Genomic DNA, 17,405 nt, shown 5'->3' with positions numbered 1-17,405 from the left:
CACAGCTTGCAATCGGCGGGTGCAGCGGAATCGTATCCGGGATGAGAGCAGGTTGTAGCCCTAGCTGAGTCGATCTCAGGTCCCGGAACGGCACCGGACCCTATTTAACAGCAACACGATTCGAAGCCAGGCAGCGTTAGGCCCCCGGTGCCGGAGCGACGGTGGTGGGCGTGATCGGCGCCGCCGTCGTTGTGGGCGGCTGTTGTGTGGTCGTCGGTGGCGCGGTCGTTGTCACCTGGGAAGTCGTGGGCGGCGGCGTGGTGGTCGGCTGGGTGGTCGTGGTGGTCGGGGGAGGGGTTGTGGTTGTGGTGGTCGAGGGCGTCGTCGATGTCGTCGAGGTGGTGGTGGGGGGCTGCGTCGTTGTGGTGGTGACCGGCGGCGGCGTGGTGGTCACGGTGACGGGAGGAGGAGTGATTACGGTCTCGATGGGGCTGTTGTTCGGCCCAATCACCGTGGTAGTGATGGGCGGCGGCTGCGAGGTGGTGGTGACCGGTTTGGTATTGGTGGGGCCGAGCGTCAACGCGAGGACCACGGCCAGGAGTATGGCCGCAGCCGCGCCAGCCAGGCTCAAGAGGATGGCCGGGCGCCGGTACCACGGGGGGAGCTCGGGTTCGTATCCCGGCACTGGCGGCGGCTCGACAGGGCCGGTGTACTCGGCGGGACCCGCGTACGGAACCGGTTCGAGGCCGGTGCCGGCGTCCTCGGACCAGGCCAGGGCGGCCCGATCGGTCGTTGAGTCGGCACTGCCGGGAAGCGCTTCGGTTGCACCGGCTTCCTGGGCCGACGCTGCGGGTGCCGCCTGGGTGGGGAGGCCCGCGGCACCGACGATGCTCGTCGGGGCCTCGACAGCGGGGCCCGCACCGGTAGGAAAGCCCGCTGCTGATCGCTCCTCGCCGAGCACAGTCGCGCCGATGGCGGCGCTCAACATCGGTTGCGCGCTGGCAAAAACAGGCACCTGCAAGCGCTCTGAAAGTCGCGCGCTGATCATCGGGATGCTGGCTCCGCCGCCGACGCTCGCGACCGCGGTGAGGCTGGTTCGCGGAATCCCATTGCGCTGCAGTATGTCTTCGACGGCGGTGATGAATCGGTCCAGCGGCCCCGAGATGAGTTGGTCAAACTCACTGCGCGTGACCCGAAGATCCGCAGCCGAATCCGGCAGCCCGATCGTGCCCGTCGGGATGGTGGCCACCGTCGTGGCCGAAAGTTGTTCCTTGGCGCGTCGGCATCCGCCCAGCAGCCGGGTCACCGACCCCATCCGCGTCGCGGTGCCGGAAACGTCGGTGGCATCAACACCGGGAGCGACAGCAAGAAGGTGATTAAGGAGGGCCTGGTCGATACCGTCGCCGGAGAGTTCGCGGTAGCGGACCGTAGGGCCAATCTGCTGCAAATTAGACCCCGCATCGGCCAGCGAGACGCTGGTGCCGCCGGCGCCGAAGTCGCACAACGCGACGACGCCGTCGGCCGGGAACCCGGGTTGGGCCCCCAGCGCCGCGAGCGCGGCCGTGGCGTCGGAGATCAACATCGGCGCACCGTCGGGCGCCAGGGTCGGCTGGGTTTGCAACGCCTGGCGCAGCGCCGCAACCTGCCCTTCCGACCAATAAGCGGGAACCGCGATGGTGACCGGTGCCCCGTAGCCGACGGTGCGTGCCATCGCGTCGAGCGCTGCGACCGTCAGCGCAGCGCCGGGGTACCTGGTCCCGTCGGCAGCCACCAGCGGAGCCTGGTCCCCGACCCGCTCGACAAATCCACGCAGCACCAGGCCGGGTTCATTCAGGTTCGGGTTCTCTTCTGGCAGACCGACTTCGGCCGCTCGGTGGTCGAATAGCGTCAATACCGAACCGCGGGGCACCGGGTTGCCGCCTGCCCGAGCTGCGACCAGGTTCGCCACCCCGATCGACAACCCGAGCGACTCGCTCATATATCGCATTCCCCCGTGTTCGTTGCTTCGCTGGTCGGTCGGCGGTCGTTCCCCACCATAGCGGCGGTCAAAGACCCGGCCGCAAATTGATCACGGTGGGCATCGAGGGCAGCGTTATCTCTGACGGCAGCGTCGGCAACGCCCCGGGCGCCGGGGAATTGGTGGTCGTCGGTGGCGTGGTGGTGGTGGTTGTGATGACCGACGCGGGAGAGGGGCCGTGCACGAGCTCGACAATGCCGTAAACAATCACCGCGATGAGAGCGGCGATGAGCACACCCCAACCGACCAAGGCCAGGGGTTTGGCCCATCCGGGGGTGGGCTCGGGCTGCGGCTGTTGCCCGTATCCGCCCTGGTTGCCGCCGTAGCCGTAGTTGCCATAGGCGGACGGATCGTTGGCCCCATAGTCCGGCGGGTCGTACCTTGCCACGGCCGCCGATGCTAGTTGCTACGAGCAAACGACCACCTCAGCCACGCTGGCCGTTGCAGATCGGTGACCTGGCTACGGAAGGTTGGGCGGCAGCGTGATCGTCGTCGGCACCCCGGGAATGGTGATTACCGACGGCAGCGGCGGCAGCGGCGGCAGATGCGGGTGATGGGGCGGCGGGGCCTGTGTCGTCTGTCGCGGTGGCTGGACAGGGGGATTGGTGGCCGGCGGAGCCGTCGTGGCCGGCGGGACCGTGGTTGTTGTGGTGATCGCCGGCGTAGGGGTGGTGGTAGTGATCGGCGCTGTGGTGCTGGTAGCGGGGACCGTCGTGGTATGGGGCGTGCGTACGGTGCCTTGGTTTTCACCGATCAGCTGGACAATGCCGTAGATGATCAGCGCGATCAGGATCGCGACGACCAGCGACCAGCCAATAAGCGGCACGGGTTTGCGGTACCAGGGCTTGAACTCGGTCTCTGGGTCGTACGGCTCGAATTGGTCAGTCGGAACTTGTGACAACTCGTCAGGGGGCGGATGTGGCGCCGGGTAGTCGCCCCCGCCAAAGGGAGCATGTTGCGTCTGCGCGCTGTTGACGTCCTCGGGTGGGCCATAACGTGCCACGGCACCGATGGTACTGATGCCAGCCAGTAACGCTTGGCCAACAGCTCAGAACGTATCGACCTTCTCGATGCTGACGAACATGCCGTGGCCCGTGCCGTTGTTCTGGAAGCGGGTGCCGTCCTTAGTCGCGATGATGGTCCAGCCCTGCGCGTCGTAGGTCTGGTAGTCGATGGTGACGGTGGGGATGGCGCCGAGATTGCCCAGGATCCACTGCACGGAGCCTGCGGCGGTGATGTGGACGCCGTTGGCGTGCTCGCCGTCCTTTATGGGGGAGTTAGTGAATGGGGCTTCGCAGCCGACGCTGTCCTTGTTGATTTGGCAGCGCGTCTGGCCGGATTTGGTTTCGATGAAGACGTAACCGCTCTCGTCGGGTGGAAGCGGAATGGCGCCCGCCGGCGCGGTGGGACTGGCCGGCGTTGTCGGTGGTGCCGAGCCGGTGGGCGGCGGCGTCGGCGGCCTGGATGTCGGGAAAGACGGCTCGGTCGGTCCCGACCCGGGTGCGGCGACAGGCCTTCCGTCAATGGTGGTGCTGCACCCGGATACCAGCGCGGCACCCGCCAGAGCGGCCAGTCCCCACCGTGCCTTTTGCGATACCCGCACGCCCTCCTCCCGAAATCTGAGATATCGATGGTCAGATTACGCAGCAGGAGGCGCGAGGTGGGAGGAGGGACGCGTTTTTGAAACACCGCCGATGACAAAGTGTTACCGCATTATCTCGGAGGCCCGACGAGCCGCGGCGACGATCCCTTGATAACCGGTGCATCGGCAGAAGTTCCCGGACAGCCCTTCGCGTATCTCCTCGTCGGTGGGATCCGGGTGGTCGCGCAACAGTGCGGTAATCGACATGACGAAGCCCGGGGTGCAGAAGCCGCATTGCAGGCCATGGCACTCCCGCAGGGCTGATTGAACCGCGGACAATTCGCCGTCGGGCGAGGCGATACCCTCGACCGTCGTCACCTCCATGTCGTCGACCTGCACCGCGAACAGCAGGCACGAGCGCACGGCATCGCCGTCCACCAGCACCGTGCAAGCGCCGCACGCCCCGTGTTCGCAGCCGAGGTGGGTGCCGGTGAGTCCACACTTGTCCCGCAGGAAGTCCGCCAGCGTCATGCGCGGTTCAACACTGGCCGCAGTGGGAGTTCCGTTGACCGTCAACCGGACTGATTGTTCATGCATGTATTGCCCCCACTGTTGCTTCGTTGACGGCGTGGGTCCAGGCGCGCGCCGTCATGGCTGCGCCCACCCGAGCGCGGTATGCCGCCGACCCTTGCAGGTCTGTCGGAATATCGTCGAGTCCCGTCATGGCGGCCCGTCCGATCTCCGCAGGCTCCAGGTCGCCGACGGGCTTGCCGATCATCGCCTCCTCTGCCGCGGTTGCGCGCTTGGGCGTGGAGCCCAGACCCAACAGCCCTATCGCGCAGCGGGATACCCGGTCACTTTCATCGAGCTCGACCGCAACGACTGAACCGGCGATCGCGTAATCGCCGTGGCGGCGCGCGAATTCGTGGACCGCGAAGCCGGATCTGCCATTCCACTGCGGGAATCGGACCCCGGTGAGTACTTCATCGGGCTCCACCGTGGTTTCCCATAGGCCGGCGAAGAAGTCCGCTGCGGCTATCTCGCGTCGCCCCCGTGGCGACAGCACCTCCATCACCGCATCCAGCGTCAGTGCCACCGCCGGATACTCGCCGGCGGCATCGGCGTGCGCGATCGACCCACCGAGGGTGCCCCTATTGCGGATCTGGAAGTGCCCGACGTACGGAGTGACCCGGGTCAGGAGCGGAACCGCCTCCCGGACTCGGTCATCGCCGCCCACCTTGGCCTCGGTGGTTCCCGCACCGATCCATAGCTGGTCACCCCGGTGCTCGATGCCCTGCAATTCGCCCAGCCGCGAGATGTCGATGAGGTGGTCGAAGAACGCCAGTCGCATCGACAGCATCGGCACCAGGCTCTGTCCGCCGGCCAGGATCTTGGCTTCTTCGCCCAGCTCGGCCAGCAGGCTGACGGCCTCCTCGATGGTGCCGGGGCGGTGGTAGGCGAACGGCGCGGGCTTCACCGCTGTCCTTCTTCGAGTAACGAGACGATCGACGCCGGGCTGGCTGGCAGCCGGGTGACGGTCACACCCAGCGGCGCGAGCGCGTCGTTGATCGCGTTGATCACCGCGGGCACCGAGCCGATGGCCCCGCCTTCGCCGACACCCTTGTATCCGCCGGGTCCCGGCCCGGGTATCTCAATGTGGCCGTATTCGATGGGTGGTACCTCGGCTGTCGTCGGCAGCAGATAGTCGACGAAGGTGGTGGCCAGCGGGTTGCCGTCGTCGTCGTAAACGAGGTTTTCCATCAATGCGCCACCGATGCCCTGGACCGTCCCGCCTGCGATCTGGCCTTCTACGATGGCCGGGTTGATCATGGGCCCGACGTCTTCGCTGACGATGTAGCGCAGCAGCGTGACTTTGCCTGTCTCCGTGTCGACTTCGCAGGTGCAGGCGTGGGTGGCGTTGGCCCACAGAATGGGCGCCTTGGTGACGTAGCGGGCAGTAACCTCCAGCATTGGCGATATGTCCGACGGCAGTTGCTGTGGCTGGTAATACGCGACGTAGGCCAGCTCACCGAAACTCACCGTCTTCAACGGGTCATCCCGCACCATGGCCGTTGAATGCGCCAGTTCCACTTCGGATTCGGCCACTTTGAGGTGGTGTGCGGCCAGCGCCACGATCTTGTTGCGCAGGATGCTCCCCGCCTCGTTGACGGCTCCGGCGGTCATCGGGCCGCTGCGGCTGCCTTGCGTCCCGGCTCCGTACGGCGTGATCGCGGTGTCGCCCTGGATGGTGGCTACATCGTCGATGTCGGCACCAAGCGCATCGGCAGTCAGTTGAATGACAGTGGTTTCCAAGCTGTTTCCGCTCGACCCGCCGTTGACGTAGACGTTGATCTTGCCCGTAGGCTCCATCCGCATGATGGCGCCTTCGGTGGCCAGGTGGCCGGTTGCGGCTCCCGTCGGCTCGATGTACGCCGAGAAACCGAGGCCGAGGTAGCGCCCTTGCGCCAGCGCTTCGCGCTGTTCTTTCCGAAATCCTTCGTGGTCAAGGATTTTCACGGCCTGCTCGAACGTCTCGATGGGGGCTACATGGTCGTAGGGCATGCCGTTGGGGTTGAAGTAGGGCATCTCGTCGCGGCGCAACAGATTGCGCCGGCGCAACTCCACGGGATCGATGTTTAACTTACGCGCTGCAATGTCGAGCAGGACCTCCCGCGCGAGCGTTTCAAATTGCCAAGGACCCCGGTAGGCGGCCAGGCCGCTGGTGTTGGAAAAGACCGTCTTGTATTTGAAACTGGCCTTCGGCACCCGGTAAGGCCCCGGGAAGAACATGCCAATGGCGGCGCTGGTCAACACCGGGTAGGGGGTCGGATAGGCGCCGACGTCCTGGGCATAGTCGATATCGACCGCCTGCAAAGTGCCGTCTTCATCAAAAGCAAGTCTCGCCATTCCATTTACGTGGCGAGCCTGCCCGGCCGACATCAGGTTCTCGCGCCGGTCTTCGATCCACTTCAGCGCCGCAGGCACCTTTCGGGCGGCCAGCATGATGCACATGTCTTCGCGCATCGGCACGACCTTTTGGCCGAAGCCGCCACCGGTATCGCGCATGATGACCCGAACGCGTTGTGCGGCAATGCCTAACAGACGTGCACAAAACGCACGAAGTTCGTGGGGCGTCTGTGTTGATGCCCAGAGCGTGAGTTCCTCGGTAGCCGCCGCCCATTCAACGACCAGGCCCCGAGTCTCGATCGGCACCGGCGCATAGATCTGTTGGTAGATGTTCTCCTTGACGGCACAGGGAGACGTCGCGAATATCTCTTCGTCCGGCGGCGCCCCGGCCATCCCGCCCGCGACGTTGTCGGGGTAACTGTCGTGCACAAGCACATCCGAGGACTGCGCTCGGGTGAAATCGGTGATCGCCGGCAGGGGTTCGTAGTCGACGTCAACCAGTTCAATCGCATCCTCGGCGGCATACCGGCTCTCGGCGACGACCAGCGCGACCGGATCCCCGACGAACTTTGCCTCGCCCTCGGCCAGCGGCGGCCGCGGGGTGTCCGGCACGTCCTTGCCCGCTACGGCATGCCAGGCCTCCCTGACGTCCGGGTTGAGGTCGTCGGCGGTGAACACCGCGCACACGCCGGGCAGCGCAAGCGCGGCGGAGGCGTCGATGCCGTTGATTCGGGCGCGGGCAAACGGACTGCGCACAAAGCAGGCATGCAGCAATCCGGGGCGGGTGATGTCGTCGACGAAGCCGCCGCGACCCGTCAACAGCCGGCCGTCTTCGACCCGTTGGAACCGGGTGCCGGCGTACCGGGGCGAGACGGCCCCCTGCACGTCTTGGGTCATCGTGCTCCATCCCGTTGTCGCCTGACGAGAAGCTCAATGTCATCATATGAGAGTGTCGTTATCAGAGTCGATAGTCGTCGGCGTCTTGCTGGCCGCGGGCGCTGGCCGCCGGTATGGCAAGCCGAAGATACTGGTCGACGGCTGGCTGGACGCCGCGGTCAGCGCGTTGCGCGACGGCGGCTGCGCCGATGTCATTGTGGTGCTCGGCGCCGCCGAGATTCCGGCTCCGCCGGGTGTCATCGCGATCGCCGCGCCGGACTGGCAGCAGGGTCTTAGTGCCTCGGTTCGTGCCGGTTTGGTCGAGGCGGAACGCCGGAATGCGGACTACGCCGCCTTGCATGTGATCGATACTCCCGACGTCGACGCCAAGGTGGTAGCTCGGGTCCTTGACCGCGCATTGACGTCCCGCAGCGGTCTGGCGCGGGCATTCTTCGGAGACCGACCGGGCCATCCGGTGGTCATCGCGCGCAAGCATTGGCCCGACGTGCTGGCCCGGATCTCCGGGGATCAGGGCGCGGCCGCGTACCTGGGCAGTGCCCCCGATGTCGAGGCGGTGGACTGTGCAGACCTGGCTAGTGGCCGCGACGTCGATGAGCCGGGTCCTGCGGGGTGCGCCGGTTCAAGCCGTCAATAACCCAATTGGCCCAATCGATTTCATGCTGGGTCCAACGCAGACCTTGCTCTAGAACCGCTCGGGCGAAGAAGGCGTCGTCGTCTTCCGACCAGTCGTAGGAGTCGAGGATCTCGCGATAGTGAGCGTGCTCCTGCTCGGACAGCGACCGTAATGACTGTAAGTACTCCTGCGCCTGGCTGGGGGAGAGCTGGCCGAGGAGGAAGACACGCAGCATCGCGGCGTTGCGAATTGGCGGATCCTCCCCCGGAGATGTCATCCACCGATACAGCTCGGCGCGTCCGGAGTCCGTGATCGCGTATTCCTTGCGCCCGCGCGGCCCGACGTCCGAGACCTTGATAAGGCCGCGGTCGGCCAGCTTGTTGAGCTCGCCGTAGAGCTGGCTCTGGGTGGCAGGCCACACGTTGTCGACCGACTGCTTGAACTTCTTGAGCAGGTCGTATCCGCTGGCGGGCTCCTGTGCGAGCAGTCCCAGAGCGGCGTGTCGGAGACTCACGCCACCACCTTAACCATGCACCTTTGACATGTCACCATAGAAATACCAATGTCGACATGTCAGGATTGGAGGCTCGGTCAGCGGCCTACTCGCTGATCTCCTGAACGGTAGGCGCCTCGGTGACGTCTTGAGCCGCCGCTACTACCCGATCGCGGACCAGATACCAGCCGCCGATGAGCGCGGGGACCCCGATCACCAGCGCGCCGAGCATCCAGGGACCGTGCACTTCATCGAAGAACATCAGGACCAGCACGCCCACCAGGAAGGCCAGTGTGAGGTAACCGCTGTAGGGGGCGAGCGGCATCCGGAACGTCGGTCGCGCCAGCTGTCCGGCCTTCACCAGCCGGTGGAATTTGAGTTGACAGGCCACGATCGTCCCCCAGGCCACGATGACTCCCGTCGCTGCGATGTGCAGGACGATCTCGAACGCTTGGCTCGGTTTGATGGCGTTGAGCACGATGCCGAAAAGACCGATCCCGGCGGTCAGCAGGATCCCTCCGTACGGCACGCCGTTCTTGGACATCGGCGCGGTGAACTTGGGGCCGCTGCCGTTGATGGACATCGACCGGAGAATCCTGCCGGTGGAATAGAGTCCGGCGTTCAAGCTCGAGAGGGCCGCGGTAAGCACCACGAGGTTCATCAGGCTGCCGCCGCCCGCAAAGCCCACTTTGGAGAAGAACGTCACGAACGGGCTCACGTGTTCGCGGTAGGCGGTGTAGGGCAGCAGCAGGGCCAGCAGGACGGTCGATCCGATGTAGAACACCGCGATGCGGAACACCACCGAGTTGATTGCGCGTGGCATGATCCGCTCCGGGTCGGCCGTTTCCCCGGCCGCGATGCCGACCAACTCGATGGCGGCATAGGCAAACACCACACCCGACGTGACGAGCACCAGGGGCAGCAGGCCGCTCGGCAAGAGCCCGCCATGGCTGCTCCACAGCGACACCCCGGTCGCCTGACCGTCGACCTTGAAGCGACCGGCCAGAAAGATCGTCCCGACGACCAGGAAAGTCACCAACGCCAGCACCTTGATCAAGGCGGCCCAGAACTCCAGCTCGCCGAAGAGCTTGACCGAGATCAGGTTCATCGACAGCACCACCATGAGCGCGATCAACGCGAGGGTCCATTGCGGAATGACTTGGAACGTTTTCCAGTAGTGGCAGTAGTGCGCGATCGCGGTGGTGTCGACGATTCCGGTCATCGCCCAGTTGAGGAAGTACATCCAACCCGCGGCGAAAGCTACTTTCTCGCCGAAGAATTCGCGCGCATAGGACACGAACGACCCCGACGACGGGCGGTGCAGCACCAGTTCGCCGAGCGCTCGCAGGATCAGGAAGACGAAGATGCCGCAGATTCCGTAGACCACGAACAACCCCGGTCCCGCCGACGCAAGTCGCCCGCCGGCGCCCAGGAAAAGGCCGGTTCCGATGGCGCCGCCCAGCGCGATCATCTGCAACTGACGGTTCTTGAGGGCCTTGTGATAACCGGTGTCTTCGCGGGCGAGCCGGTCGGCGGCGACGTCTAGCGGTGGCCCCAATTTTTGAGCTCCTAACGCCCGAGAAACGGCTGGCTGTCAGGCTATCGCACCCGGGTGCAACGAGCGCGCCAACAATCCATCAATCAAGCGCGGCGGACAGTGCGTTGGAGTCAGGCAGGACTCGTTCTTCCACGAGCTTGCCCCATACGATGCGGGTGAACTGTACGCCGCGGTAGACCAACTGTCCGTCGCGTCGCGCCGCGTAGCGGGTGGCGATCCGAGTCGACCACGGGCCGCCCTCGACGAGCATCTCTTCCACTTCAAAACGCAGGCCCGGCAGGCGACGGAAGAACACGTTACGCAGCCAGTCGCGCATCTGGTCGGCGCCGTGCAACTCCGTTGACAGCGGGTGGTCACCGAGGTAGACGAAGTGGACGTCGTCCGCGATCGGGATCTCATCGATACGTTGATCGGACAGCCGATCCCATAGAACCCGAGCCCGTTTGCGAACAAACCAGCGATAGAGCATCACTGCGAGCATAGCCCCTCGCCCAACGGTGGACCCTGCTGGAGGAGTTCATGCGCAACGCCCGTCGGTGACGATGAAAGCTATTCTGGTGGCGGGCTGTTCGGCCGGCTTCTCGGCCCGGCAGAGATCGAAGTCGACGACGCAGCCGTCGATTTGGGGGGCGCCAAGATGGGCGAGCGCAACTACATCCTGACCGAGACCGCGGCAGACGCGGAAAGTGCGCGCCTGACGTTACTCGAGCGGCTCTTCGACCCGGCAACCGTCCGCAGGCTGGAGCGCCTTGACATCTCTGCGGGGGCGCGCTGCCTGGAGGTCGGGGCCGGGCGCGGGTCGATTGCGCGCTGGCTCGTCGGCCGAGTGTTCCCGGGCGGGCGTGTGGTGGCCGCGGATATCGACTGCCGCCACCTCGGCGGGCTGCCGGAAGACATCGAGGTGCGCACCCTCGACATCCGCACCGACACGCCCGAGCCCGACGCGTTCGATCTTGTGCACTGCAGGGCGCTGCTGATGCACCTGCCCGACCCGCTCGACGCGCTGCGCCGCATGACGGCCGCACTGCGGCCGGGCGGTGTGCTGCTGGCCGAAGAAGGCGATCATGGGCTGCATGTTTACAGTGGACATCCCGATGCGCCCTGGCTCACCGAGCTCACCCACCGGGTATTCGCCGGACTCGCATCCGCAAAGATCATGAATGCCTACCTGGGTCGCAGTCTGCCCGGCATGCTCACAGCGGCCGGCCTGGAACTAGCCGGCGGCGAAATTGACAGCGGGGTCGCGCGATCCGGCGAACCCGCCTTCGAATTCGAAAGGCGCACCGCCGAAGCCGCGGCACCAGCCCTCATCGCCGCCGGCCTCATGACCGAGGCAGAGGATCGGCGTGCACGCGCTGTGCGGTCGGCATCGGCGACCGTGATGAACACCTGGTCACTGGTCGCCGCCTGGGGCCGTCGACCGAACTGACTGGCGCGCGATCGGCCCTAGCCTCGCTGCGGTGCGGTGCGGTCATCCGAGGAACGGATTGTGCGTCGGAAGCGGCTTGATGAGCGGATCGAGCAGTTTCGACGACTGTTCGACCGTAAGCACCTCGGACGGATCGAGCTCGATGATTTCTCGTACCGTGTCGTCGTACTCCCAGACGTCTTCGCCGATCAACCGGCCATGATCGTCGTATGGCCAGATCATGTGCTCGGCGGTCTTCACCAGATAGGTGGCGGCGGGGTTGACAGGCGCGCCCTCGGCGGCCAGGACGCTGCCGGGAGTCTGCTGGTAGATGAACGACGTCGACACGATCATGGTGTCGCTGATCGCCAGCGTCTCGTCGTCGGCGTAGAAGATGCACTGCGCCGTGTCCGCCCATGCGCTGTAAAGGGATTTGACCTCCTCGGCGCCTTCGACCGTGATGCTCTTGCCGAGCATGTTGAAGTGGTACACCGGTTTCTCGACGGTCATGTCCGGGGCGAAGATCTCCTCGTAACGGCCGGCCATTTCCAGGTAACGGTGGCGGTTGTAGGTTTGCAACAGGTAGAGGTGACGCGGGTTCTCCGTCGTCTCGATCAACCGTTCCACGGCGCGGTTCGTCTGTGTGATGTCGAAGCGGCTCATCTTGAGTTTCCTTTCTTGGGTTGGGTCAGGCTGGTATGAACAGGTGTCGCAGCTCGGATTTCTTGAACTTGCCGGTGGCCGGGCAGGGAATCGCGGCCACGAATTCGAAGCGGTCGGGCAACTGCCACTTGGCGAAGTCCTGTGCGAGGTGCTCGCGGAGTTCGTCGGCAGAGGCCTGGCCATCGTCACGGAGCGCCACGACGGCCAGCGGCCGCTCGCCCCAACGGTCATCGGGAACCGCGATCACAGCCGCCTGAGCGACCGCGGGGTGGGCCATGAGCTGGTTCTCCAGATCCACCGAGGAGATCCACTCGCCCCCGGACTTCACCAGATCCTTTGAGCGGTCGCAGATCCGGACGCAACCGTGCTTGTCGATGCGCACCACATCGCCGGTCTTGAACCACCCATCGGCGGTGAAGCTGTCGGCTCCTCGGCCACCGTGATAGCCGGACGCCACCCAGGGGCCGCGCACCTCGAGTTCACCCATGGCAGCGTCGTCCCAAGCGATGGGCTGGCCGTCCTCGTCGCGGGCTCGGATGTCGAAAAATGGGCTCGCGACGCCCTGCCGGGTGCGGTAGCGGTACCGCTCGTCGCGCTCGGCGTCGTCCAGGCTTGCCGGGAGCCGGCAGACCGTCCCCAACGGCGCCGTCTCCGTCATACCCCAGGCTTGGACGACGGTAAGGCCGTGGCGGTCGAACCCTTCGAACATCGACCGCGGCACGGCGGCTCCACCCACGATCAACCGGTCCAGCTCCGAGAGGTCCCATCGGTCTGGTTCGGCGTCCAGCGCGGCGAGCAGCCCCATCCACACGGTCGGAACGCCCGCCGTCATGGTGACCCGTTCGTCGACGCACAGGTCGAGCACGCCTTGCGGGTCGAGTTGTGGACCCGGCAGAACCAGGCGCGCCCCGGTTAGTGCCGCCGCGTAGGGCAGGCCCCAGGCGTTGGCGTGAAACATCGGTACAACGGGAAGGATTGTGTCCCTTGCGGATACGGCGAGCTGGTCCTGCAGCGCCGCGACCAGCGAGTGCAGCACGAGAGCTCGGTGCGAGTACACGACACCCTTCGGACGCCCGGTAGTGCCAGAGGTGTAACACATTGCCGCGGCTTGGCGTTCGTCGAGCGCCGGCCACTCGATTGGTTTCGCGCCTGCCACCAGCCACTCGTAGTCAAGTGTCCCGGCCGGGGCTTCCTCCGTGTGCGTGACGACGATGACATGGGTGAAATTGCGCCCGTTACAAAAGCTTTCGAATACGTCCAGCAACGACTCGTCCACGACGAGCACTCGATCTTCGGCGTCGTCGACGATGTAGCCGAGTTCATCAGGGAACAGGCGGGGGTTGAGCGTGTGGATGACCGCACCCATCGCCGGAACCGCGAAGTACAGCTCGAGGTGTTCGCTCTGGTTCCACAGCAGCGTGGCCACCCGATCGCCTTCGCGCACACCGAGTTCGGACAGCGCGCCGGCGAGGCGCCGGGCTCGGCGAGCGCAGGCACCCAACGTGGTGCGGGCAATCGCGCCGGAAGGACGACGTGATACGACTTCCTGGTCGGCGTGGAATCGTTGCGCCCGCTCGACGATGCTCGCCAACGTGAGTTGGTAGTCGTCCATGCTGTTGCCGCGGAACATGTTTCCGTTCATCAGCGTGCCTTTTGAGCGGTCGAACTGCTCGCCAGTTCGCGCAATTCGTCCAGGCCCGCGTGCACCGCATCCAGGATGGGCCACGGGTCGTCGAGCAGTTCGCGATCGACGACTATGCCGAACTCAAGCGAATCCTGGTAGCTCATCACGGTGATGTTGATGCCGATGCCGTCCAGCACTCCGGACACCGGGAACTGTGCGCGTTGCCTCGCGCCGCCGAGATACAACCGGGTCGACGGGCCCGGAACATTCGAGATCATCACGTTGGCCGGCTGGTTGATGCCGCGCATACTCGCCAATCGTGAAGTGGCCCTTGCTGCTTGCGCGAAGAGCGCTGGGGGAATGAAGTGATTGGCGTCCTGCAGAAGTGACGCCGGCAGCGCGCGGTGGCGCTCCTTGGCCGTCTGCATCGTCTCGTTGATGCGGCGCAGGCGCTCTAGGGGATCGGCCGAATCGGTTGGTAGCTCGGCGATCATTACCGAGACCCGGTTGCCGAATGTTCCCATCTGCTCCGGCGTTCGCACCGACATCGGGATGAAACCCGCAAGGGGTGCCGCGGGGAGCTCACCTCGCTCGTCCAACCAGCTGCGCAGCCCGGCCGTGCAGATCGCGAGGACGACGTCGTTGACGGTGCAGCCGAACGTGTTCTTGATCGCCTTGACCTCGGCCAGCGACAACGAGCCGAACGCGACCCGGCGGTGCGGAGACACCCGTGCCTGGAATCGGGTCCGAGGAGCCTTGACATCGGTGCCGCGCAAGGCGACACCGCCCGGACTCGTCGACAGTGCTCGCTTGAGCAGCCGCCCACTGCGCGCGATGGTCCTGACGCCGGGCAAGTGCCCGATCGTCGGTACGTCGTCGAGATGTGGCAATGCGGTGGGCCCAGCACGCAGCACGCGCAGCGGGTGGCGCAGCAGACCGACCAGACCGCGGCCCAGCATCTCCACCTCGGACGGGAAGGTCTCCGCGACGACCGCCGGCGCCGATTCCGGTTTCCGCCCGGTCGCGGCGTCGTCGAGAAGGATGCTCATGACCTCCGCCCCCGAAACTCCGTCCACGGCGGCGTGATGCATCTTCGTCAGCACTGCGACGCCGCCATCCTCAAGTCCATGGATCACATACACCTCCCAGAGGGGGCGCGCGCGGTCCAACTGTCGGCCGATGATCCGGGCCACCTGCTCGGCGAGCTGACGCTGACCGCCGGGGGCGGGCAGCGCGAGCTCGCGGACGTGGTATTCGAGGTCGAAGGTGCCGTCGTCGACCCAGTACGGGTAGTCAAGTGCGAACGGCACCGTCGCGAGCCGCCACCGGAAGGTGGGCAACAGATGCAATCGTTGGCCGATCAGCTCGCGGACCAGCGCGGCATCCAGCGGCCGTCCCGACTCGGTCACGGGGTCGTAGGTCCCCAGCACGCTCACGTGCCCTTGAACACGGTCGTTTTCCATGGCGAGGAACTGGGCATCGAGGCTGGTGAGTTGTCGCATGCGACGATCGTCGTGCGCACGCGCCGCGTTCCGCTTGTCTGCAAGCGCCAACGCGCCCCCCCGCCGTTGTCGAATATCCGCACCTGGGGATGGCCACGGCGATAGCGTGCAGGGCATGCAGCCGGACTGGAGCGCCGCACAGGGCGATGACCAGCGGCGGGGGGGGGCGGCGGTGCTGCGGCCGGCCGCGACCGAACTGGCGGAGCGTGCCGCCGAGATCGCGGCCGCGGTAAACACTTACACCAGTGAGCGATTGACCGATCTGCTCAGCAGCGCGGAGGCGCTCGAAGTAAACCGCGCTAGCACCGAAGCCAGCATTCGCGACTTCGCTGAGGTGCTCATATCCGGCGCCGACCCAGCCGAGGCCGCCCGCCTCGGCCCACCGACCCTCGCCTACGCACAAGCCGGTGCGCAACAGGGCATACCGCTCACCACGTTGATGCGCAGCTATCGGCTCGCCCATGCCGAGACGTCTCGACACTTCAACGCCATCCTGGACACGCACGCCCGCAATGCCGACGAGTTGAAGGTTGCTTCCGAGTTGGGTTCGGCGTGGATGTTCGCCTATGCCGACGCCGCGCTGTGTCTGGTCGAGGAGGTCTATACCGCCGAGCGCGACCGATGGCTGCGCAGCGCCGCCGCCAGCCAGGCCGAAACGATCCGCACCATCCTGGCCGGACAACCCATCGACACCGACGTGGCGAGCCGGCGGCTTCGTCACGAGGTCAGCCGCGTGCACGTCGCAGCCATCGCCTGGCTCGAATCTCACGAAGAAGGCCGTAACACCCAGGCCATTCTGGAAGCCGCCATCCGCGACATCGCCGCCCTAGTAGGCAATCAGAAACCTCTCGTCTATCCGCTCGGCATCCTGTCGGTCGCGGCCTGGATCAGCTCCCACAGCGACGTGCCGTCAAAGGTCCTCGACGAGTTGCGGTTTCGGACCGCGACCGCACCGGGCGTCCGGGTCGCCATCGGCGAACCGGCACGCGGCATCGCGGGGTTTCGCGCCAGCCATTTCGAGGCCCTGGAAGCGCAACGCGTCGCCGCACTGGCCGCTCGCCCCGTCGGCAGCGTCACCCGCTACCACAACGTCTCCCTGCGCGCCATCGCCACGGCCGACATCGAACAGGCGCGTGCCTTCGTGCGACGTGAATTGGGCCGCTTGGGATCCGACGATGAAACCACCCGCCGCCTCGTCGCCACGCTGCGGACCTATCTCGACGAGAACTGCAGCCGCGGGCGAACCGCCAAGCGACTGCACGTTCACGAAAACACGGTTGCCTACCGGATCCGCCAAGCCGAGGAGATTTTGGGGAGATCGATAGACAGGCGCACGCTCGAGCTGCGCGTCGCGCTGTCCCTTGCCGAGCTCGTCGCCCAGGCCTCGGACGCGCCGACGGCCCCTTAGGCGTCAAGCATCGCCTCGCGAACCCGTCCCACTCCGGCCAAGCGCGCGAGTTCGCCGATCAGAACCGGCGCGACGGCGCCGACCCCCACGAGTAGACGCACGCCGACCGACGCACCGGTGGTCTCCGGCCGGTCTCGCTCGATCGCATCCGCCACCGCCCGCGCGACATCCGCCGGTGAGCTGGTACCGAAGCCACGCGGCAGGGTGACCCCGGTTTCGGCCAACATCCCGGCATCGCGGATGGGCCCCGGAAAGATCGTGGAGACGCCCACACCCGTGCCGCGCAGCTCCTGCCTCAGGGCAAGCCCGAGCCCGCGCAGTCCCCATTTGGTGGCCGTGTAAACAGTGCCGTTTCCCGGTGTTGCGACCAGTCCCGCTCCCGACGAAATGAACACGATGTGGCCCTGGCCGCGCTGCTTCATCGGTGCCAACGCCGCGCGCGCGAGCGCGGCCGGGGCGAGCAGGTTGATGCGGACGGCCTCCTCGACCTGCTCGTCGCCCAGCATCGCGAGGTCCTGTGGGATGCCGATGCCGGCATTGGCGACGAGCACGTCCACCGGGCCCGTGCGTGTCATCAGCCGGTGTACCTCGTCCAGATTGGTGAGGTCGGCGGTCACCCCCCGGGCCGACGGGCCCAGCTCGCGGGCAAGGCGGCGGAGCTCCTGCTGCCGCCGACCCGTGAGCGTCAGCGCGCATCCGCGCGCCGCCAGTTCACGCGCGATGGCATTACCGATGCCTCCCGTCGCGCCGGTTACCAGAGCGTGTCGACCCTTGAGCTGCATATCGAATCCTC

The 17,405-nt window shown here is 66.0% G+C and carries 17 protein-coding genes; 3 read left to right on the top strand and 14 right to left on the bottom strand.

The window, feature by feature from the left end:
* Positions 1-136: 136 nt before the first annotated feature.
* The 7 genes from MSIMFI_RS03525 to MSIMFI_RS03495 form a co-directional block, all read right to left on the bottom strand.
* Entirely contained in the window at positions 137-1,918 is a 1,782-nt protein-coding gene (locus MSIMFI_RS03525; protein WP_191496150.1) for an Hsp70 family protein, read from the bottom strand.
* Between the two features lie 67 nt (positions 1,919-1,985).
* Complete coding sequence (locus tag MSIMFI_RS03520; protein ID WP_191496149.1) at positions 1,986-2,345, bottom strand: hypothetical protein; 360 nt, start codon at positions 2,343-2,345, stop codon at positions 1,986-1,988.
* A gap of 72 nt (positions 2,346-2,417) precedes the next feature.
* Positions 2,418-2,960 (bottom strand): hypothetical protein, encoded by a 543-nt coding sequence (locus MSIMFI_RS03515; RefSeq protein ID WP_191496148.1) that lies wholly within the window; start codon positions 2,958-2,960, stop codon positions 2,418-2,420.
* A gap of 45 nt (positions 2,961-3,005) precedes the next feature.
* On the bottom strand, positions 3,006-3,560 hold the full coding sequence (locus tag MSIMFI_RS03510) for a hypothetical protein (RefSeq protein ID WP_191496147.1): 555 nt from the start codon (positions 3,558-3,560) through the stop codon (positions 3,006-3,008).
* Positions 3,561-3,662: 102 nt separating this feature from the next.
* Positions 3,663-4,136 (bottom strand): (2Fe-2S)-binding protein, encoded by a 474-nt coding sequence (locus MSIMFI_RS03505; RefSeq protein ID WP_186241362.1) that lies wholly within the window; start codon positions 4,134-4,136, stop codon positions 3,663-3,665.
* Positions 4,129-5,016, bottom strand: coding sequence for an FAD binding domain-containing protein (locus tag MSIMFI_RS03500; RefSeq protein ID WP_191496146.1), 888 nt, complete (start codon positions 5,014-5,016; stop codon positions 4,129-4,131). The genes MSIMFI_RS03505 and MSIMFI_RS03500 overlap by 8 nt, the downstream gene beginning before the upstream one ends.
* On the bottom strand, positions 5,013-7,343 hold the full coding sequence (locus MSIMFI_RS03495) for a xanthine dehydrogenase family protein molybdopterin-binding subunit (protein WP_191496145.1): 2,331 nt from the start codon (positions 7,341-7,343) through the stop codon (positions 5,013-5,015). The genes MSIMFI_RS03500 and MSIMFI_RS03495 overlap by 4 nt, the downstream gene beginning before the upstream one ends.
* Positions 7,344-7,395: 52 nt before the next feature.
* Here MSIMFI_RS03495 and MSIMFI_RS03490 point away from each other — a divergent pair, with 52 nt between their 5' ends.
* Positions 7,396-7,977, top strand: a complete 582-nt coding sequence (locus MSIMFI_RS03490; RefSeq protein WP_224770054.1) for a nucleotidyltransferase family protein — start codon at positions 7,396-7,398, stop codon at positions 7,975-7,977.
* Here the strand turns inward: MSIMFI_RS03490 and MSIMFI_RS03485 are convergent.
* The 3 genes from MSIMFI_RS03485 to MSIMFI_RS03475 all read right to left on the bottom strand — a co-directional run bounded on the left by MSIMFI_RS03485 (position 7,916) and on the right by MSIMFI_RS03475 (position 10,476).
* Entirely contained in the window at positions 7,916-8,470 is a 555-nt protein-coding gene (locus tag MSIMFI_RS03485; protein WP_191496143.1) for a PadR family transcriptional regulator, read from the bottom strand. The genes MSIMFI_RS03490 and MSIMFI_RS03485 overlap by 62 nt on opposite strands.
* Positions 8,471-8,555: 85 nt before the next feature.
* Positions 8,556-10,007 (bottom strand): amino acid permease, encoded by a 1,452-nt coding sequence (locus tag MSIMFI_RS03480; protein ID WP_191496142.1) that lies wholly within the window; start codon positions 10,005-10,007, stop codon positions 8,556-8,558.
* Between the two features lie 79 nt (positions 10,008-10,086).
* On the bottom strand, positions 10,087-10,476 hold the full coding sequence (locus MSIMFI_RS03475) for a nuclear transport factor 2 family protein (RefSeq protein ID WP_191496141.1): 390 nt from the start codon (positions 10,474-10,476) through the stop codon (positions 10,087-10,089).
* Between the two features lie 168 nt (positions 10,477-10,644).
* Between MSIMFI_RS03475 and MSIMFI_RS03470 the strand changes: the two genes are divergently transcribed.
* The gene (locus tag MSIMFI_RS03470; RefSeq protein WP_191496140.1) at positions 10,645-11,436 is read left to right on the top strand and encodes a class I SAM-dependent methyltransferase; all 792 of its coding nucleotides are present in this window, start codon (positions 10,645-10,647) and stop codon (positions 11,434-11,436) included.
* Positions 11,437-11,478: 42 nt separating this feature from the next.
* On the opposite strand, the gene MSIMFI_RS03465 is transcribed toward MSIMFI_RS03470, so the two are convergent.
* The 3 genes from MSIMFI_RS03465 to MSIMFI_RS03455 are packed head-to-tail and all read right to left on the bottom strand — an operon-like array spanning position 11,479 to position 15,204.
* Positions 11,479-12,078: a hypothetical protein gene (locus MSIMFI_RS03465; protein WP_191496139.1), complete on the bottom strand. Its 600-nt coding sequence runs from the start codon at positions 12,076-12,078 to the stop codon at positions 11,479-11,481.
* Positions 12,079-12,103: 25 nt separating this feature from the next.
* Positions 12,104-13,720 (bottom strand): long-chain fatty acid--CoA ligase, encoded by a 1,617-nt coding sequence (locus tag MSIMFI_RS03460; protein ID WP_224770053.1) that lies wholly within the window; start codon positions 13,718-13,720, stop codon positions 12,104-12,106.
* Positions 13,720-15,204 carry a WS/DGAT/MGAT family O-acyltransferase gene (locus MSIMFI_RS03455; protein WP_191496138.1) on the bottom strand — a complete coding sequence of 495 codons (1,485 nt, stop codon included), beginning with the start codon at positions 15,202-15,204 and terminating at the stop codon, positions 13,720-13,722. Before MSIMFI_RS03455 ends, MSIMFI_RS03460 begins: the two co-directional genes overlap by 1 nt.
* A gap of 115 nt (positions 15,205-15,319) precedes the next feature.
* Here MSIMFI_RS03455 and MSIMFI_RS03450 point away from each other — a divergent pair, with 115 nt between their 5' ends.
* Positions 15,320-16,612, top strand: coding sequence for a PucR family transcriptional regulator (locus tag MSIMFI_RS03450; protein WP_191496137.1), 1,293 nt, complete (start codon positions 15,320-15,322; stop codon positions 16,610-16,612).
* Here MSIMFI_RS03450 and MSIMFI_RS03445 read toward each other — a convergent pair.
* Positions 16,609-17,394, bottom strand: a complete 786-nt coding sequence (locus MSIMFI_RS03445; protein WP_191496136.1) for an SDR family oxidoreductase — start codon at positions 17,392-17,394, stop codon at positions 16,609-16,611. The genes MSIMFI_RS03450 and MSIMFI_RS03445 overlap by 4 nt on opposite strands.
* Positions 17,395-17,405 lie beyond the last annotated feature (11 nt).

Origin of the sequence: Mycobacterium simulans (assembly GCF_900232995.1) — a bacterium.
GTDB classification, from domain to species: domain Bacteria; phylum Actinomycetota; class Actinomycetes; order Mycobacteriales; family Mycobacteriaceae; genus Mycobacterium; species Mycobacterium simulans.
Note: the sequence above shows the minus strand (reverse complement) of the source record. Positions and strands in the feature narration are given on the sequence as shown.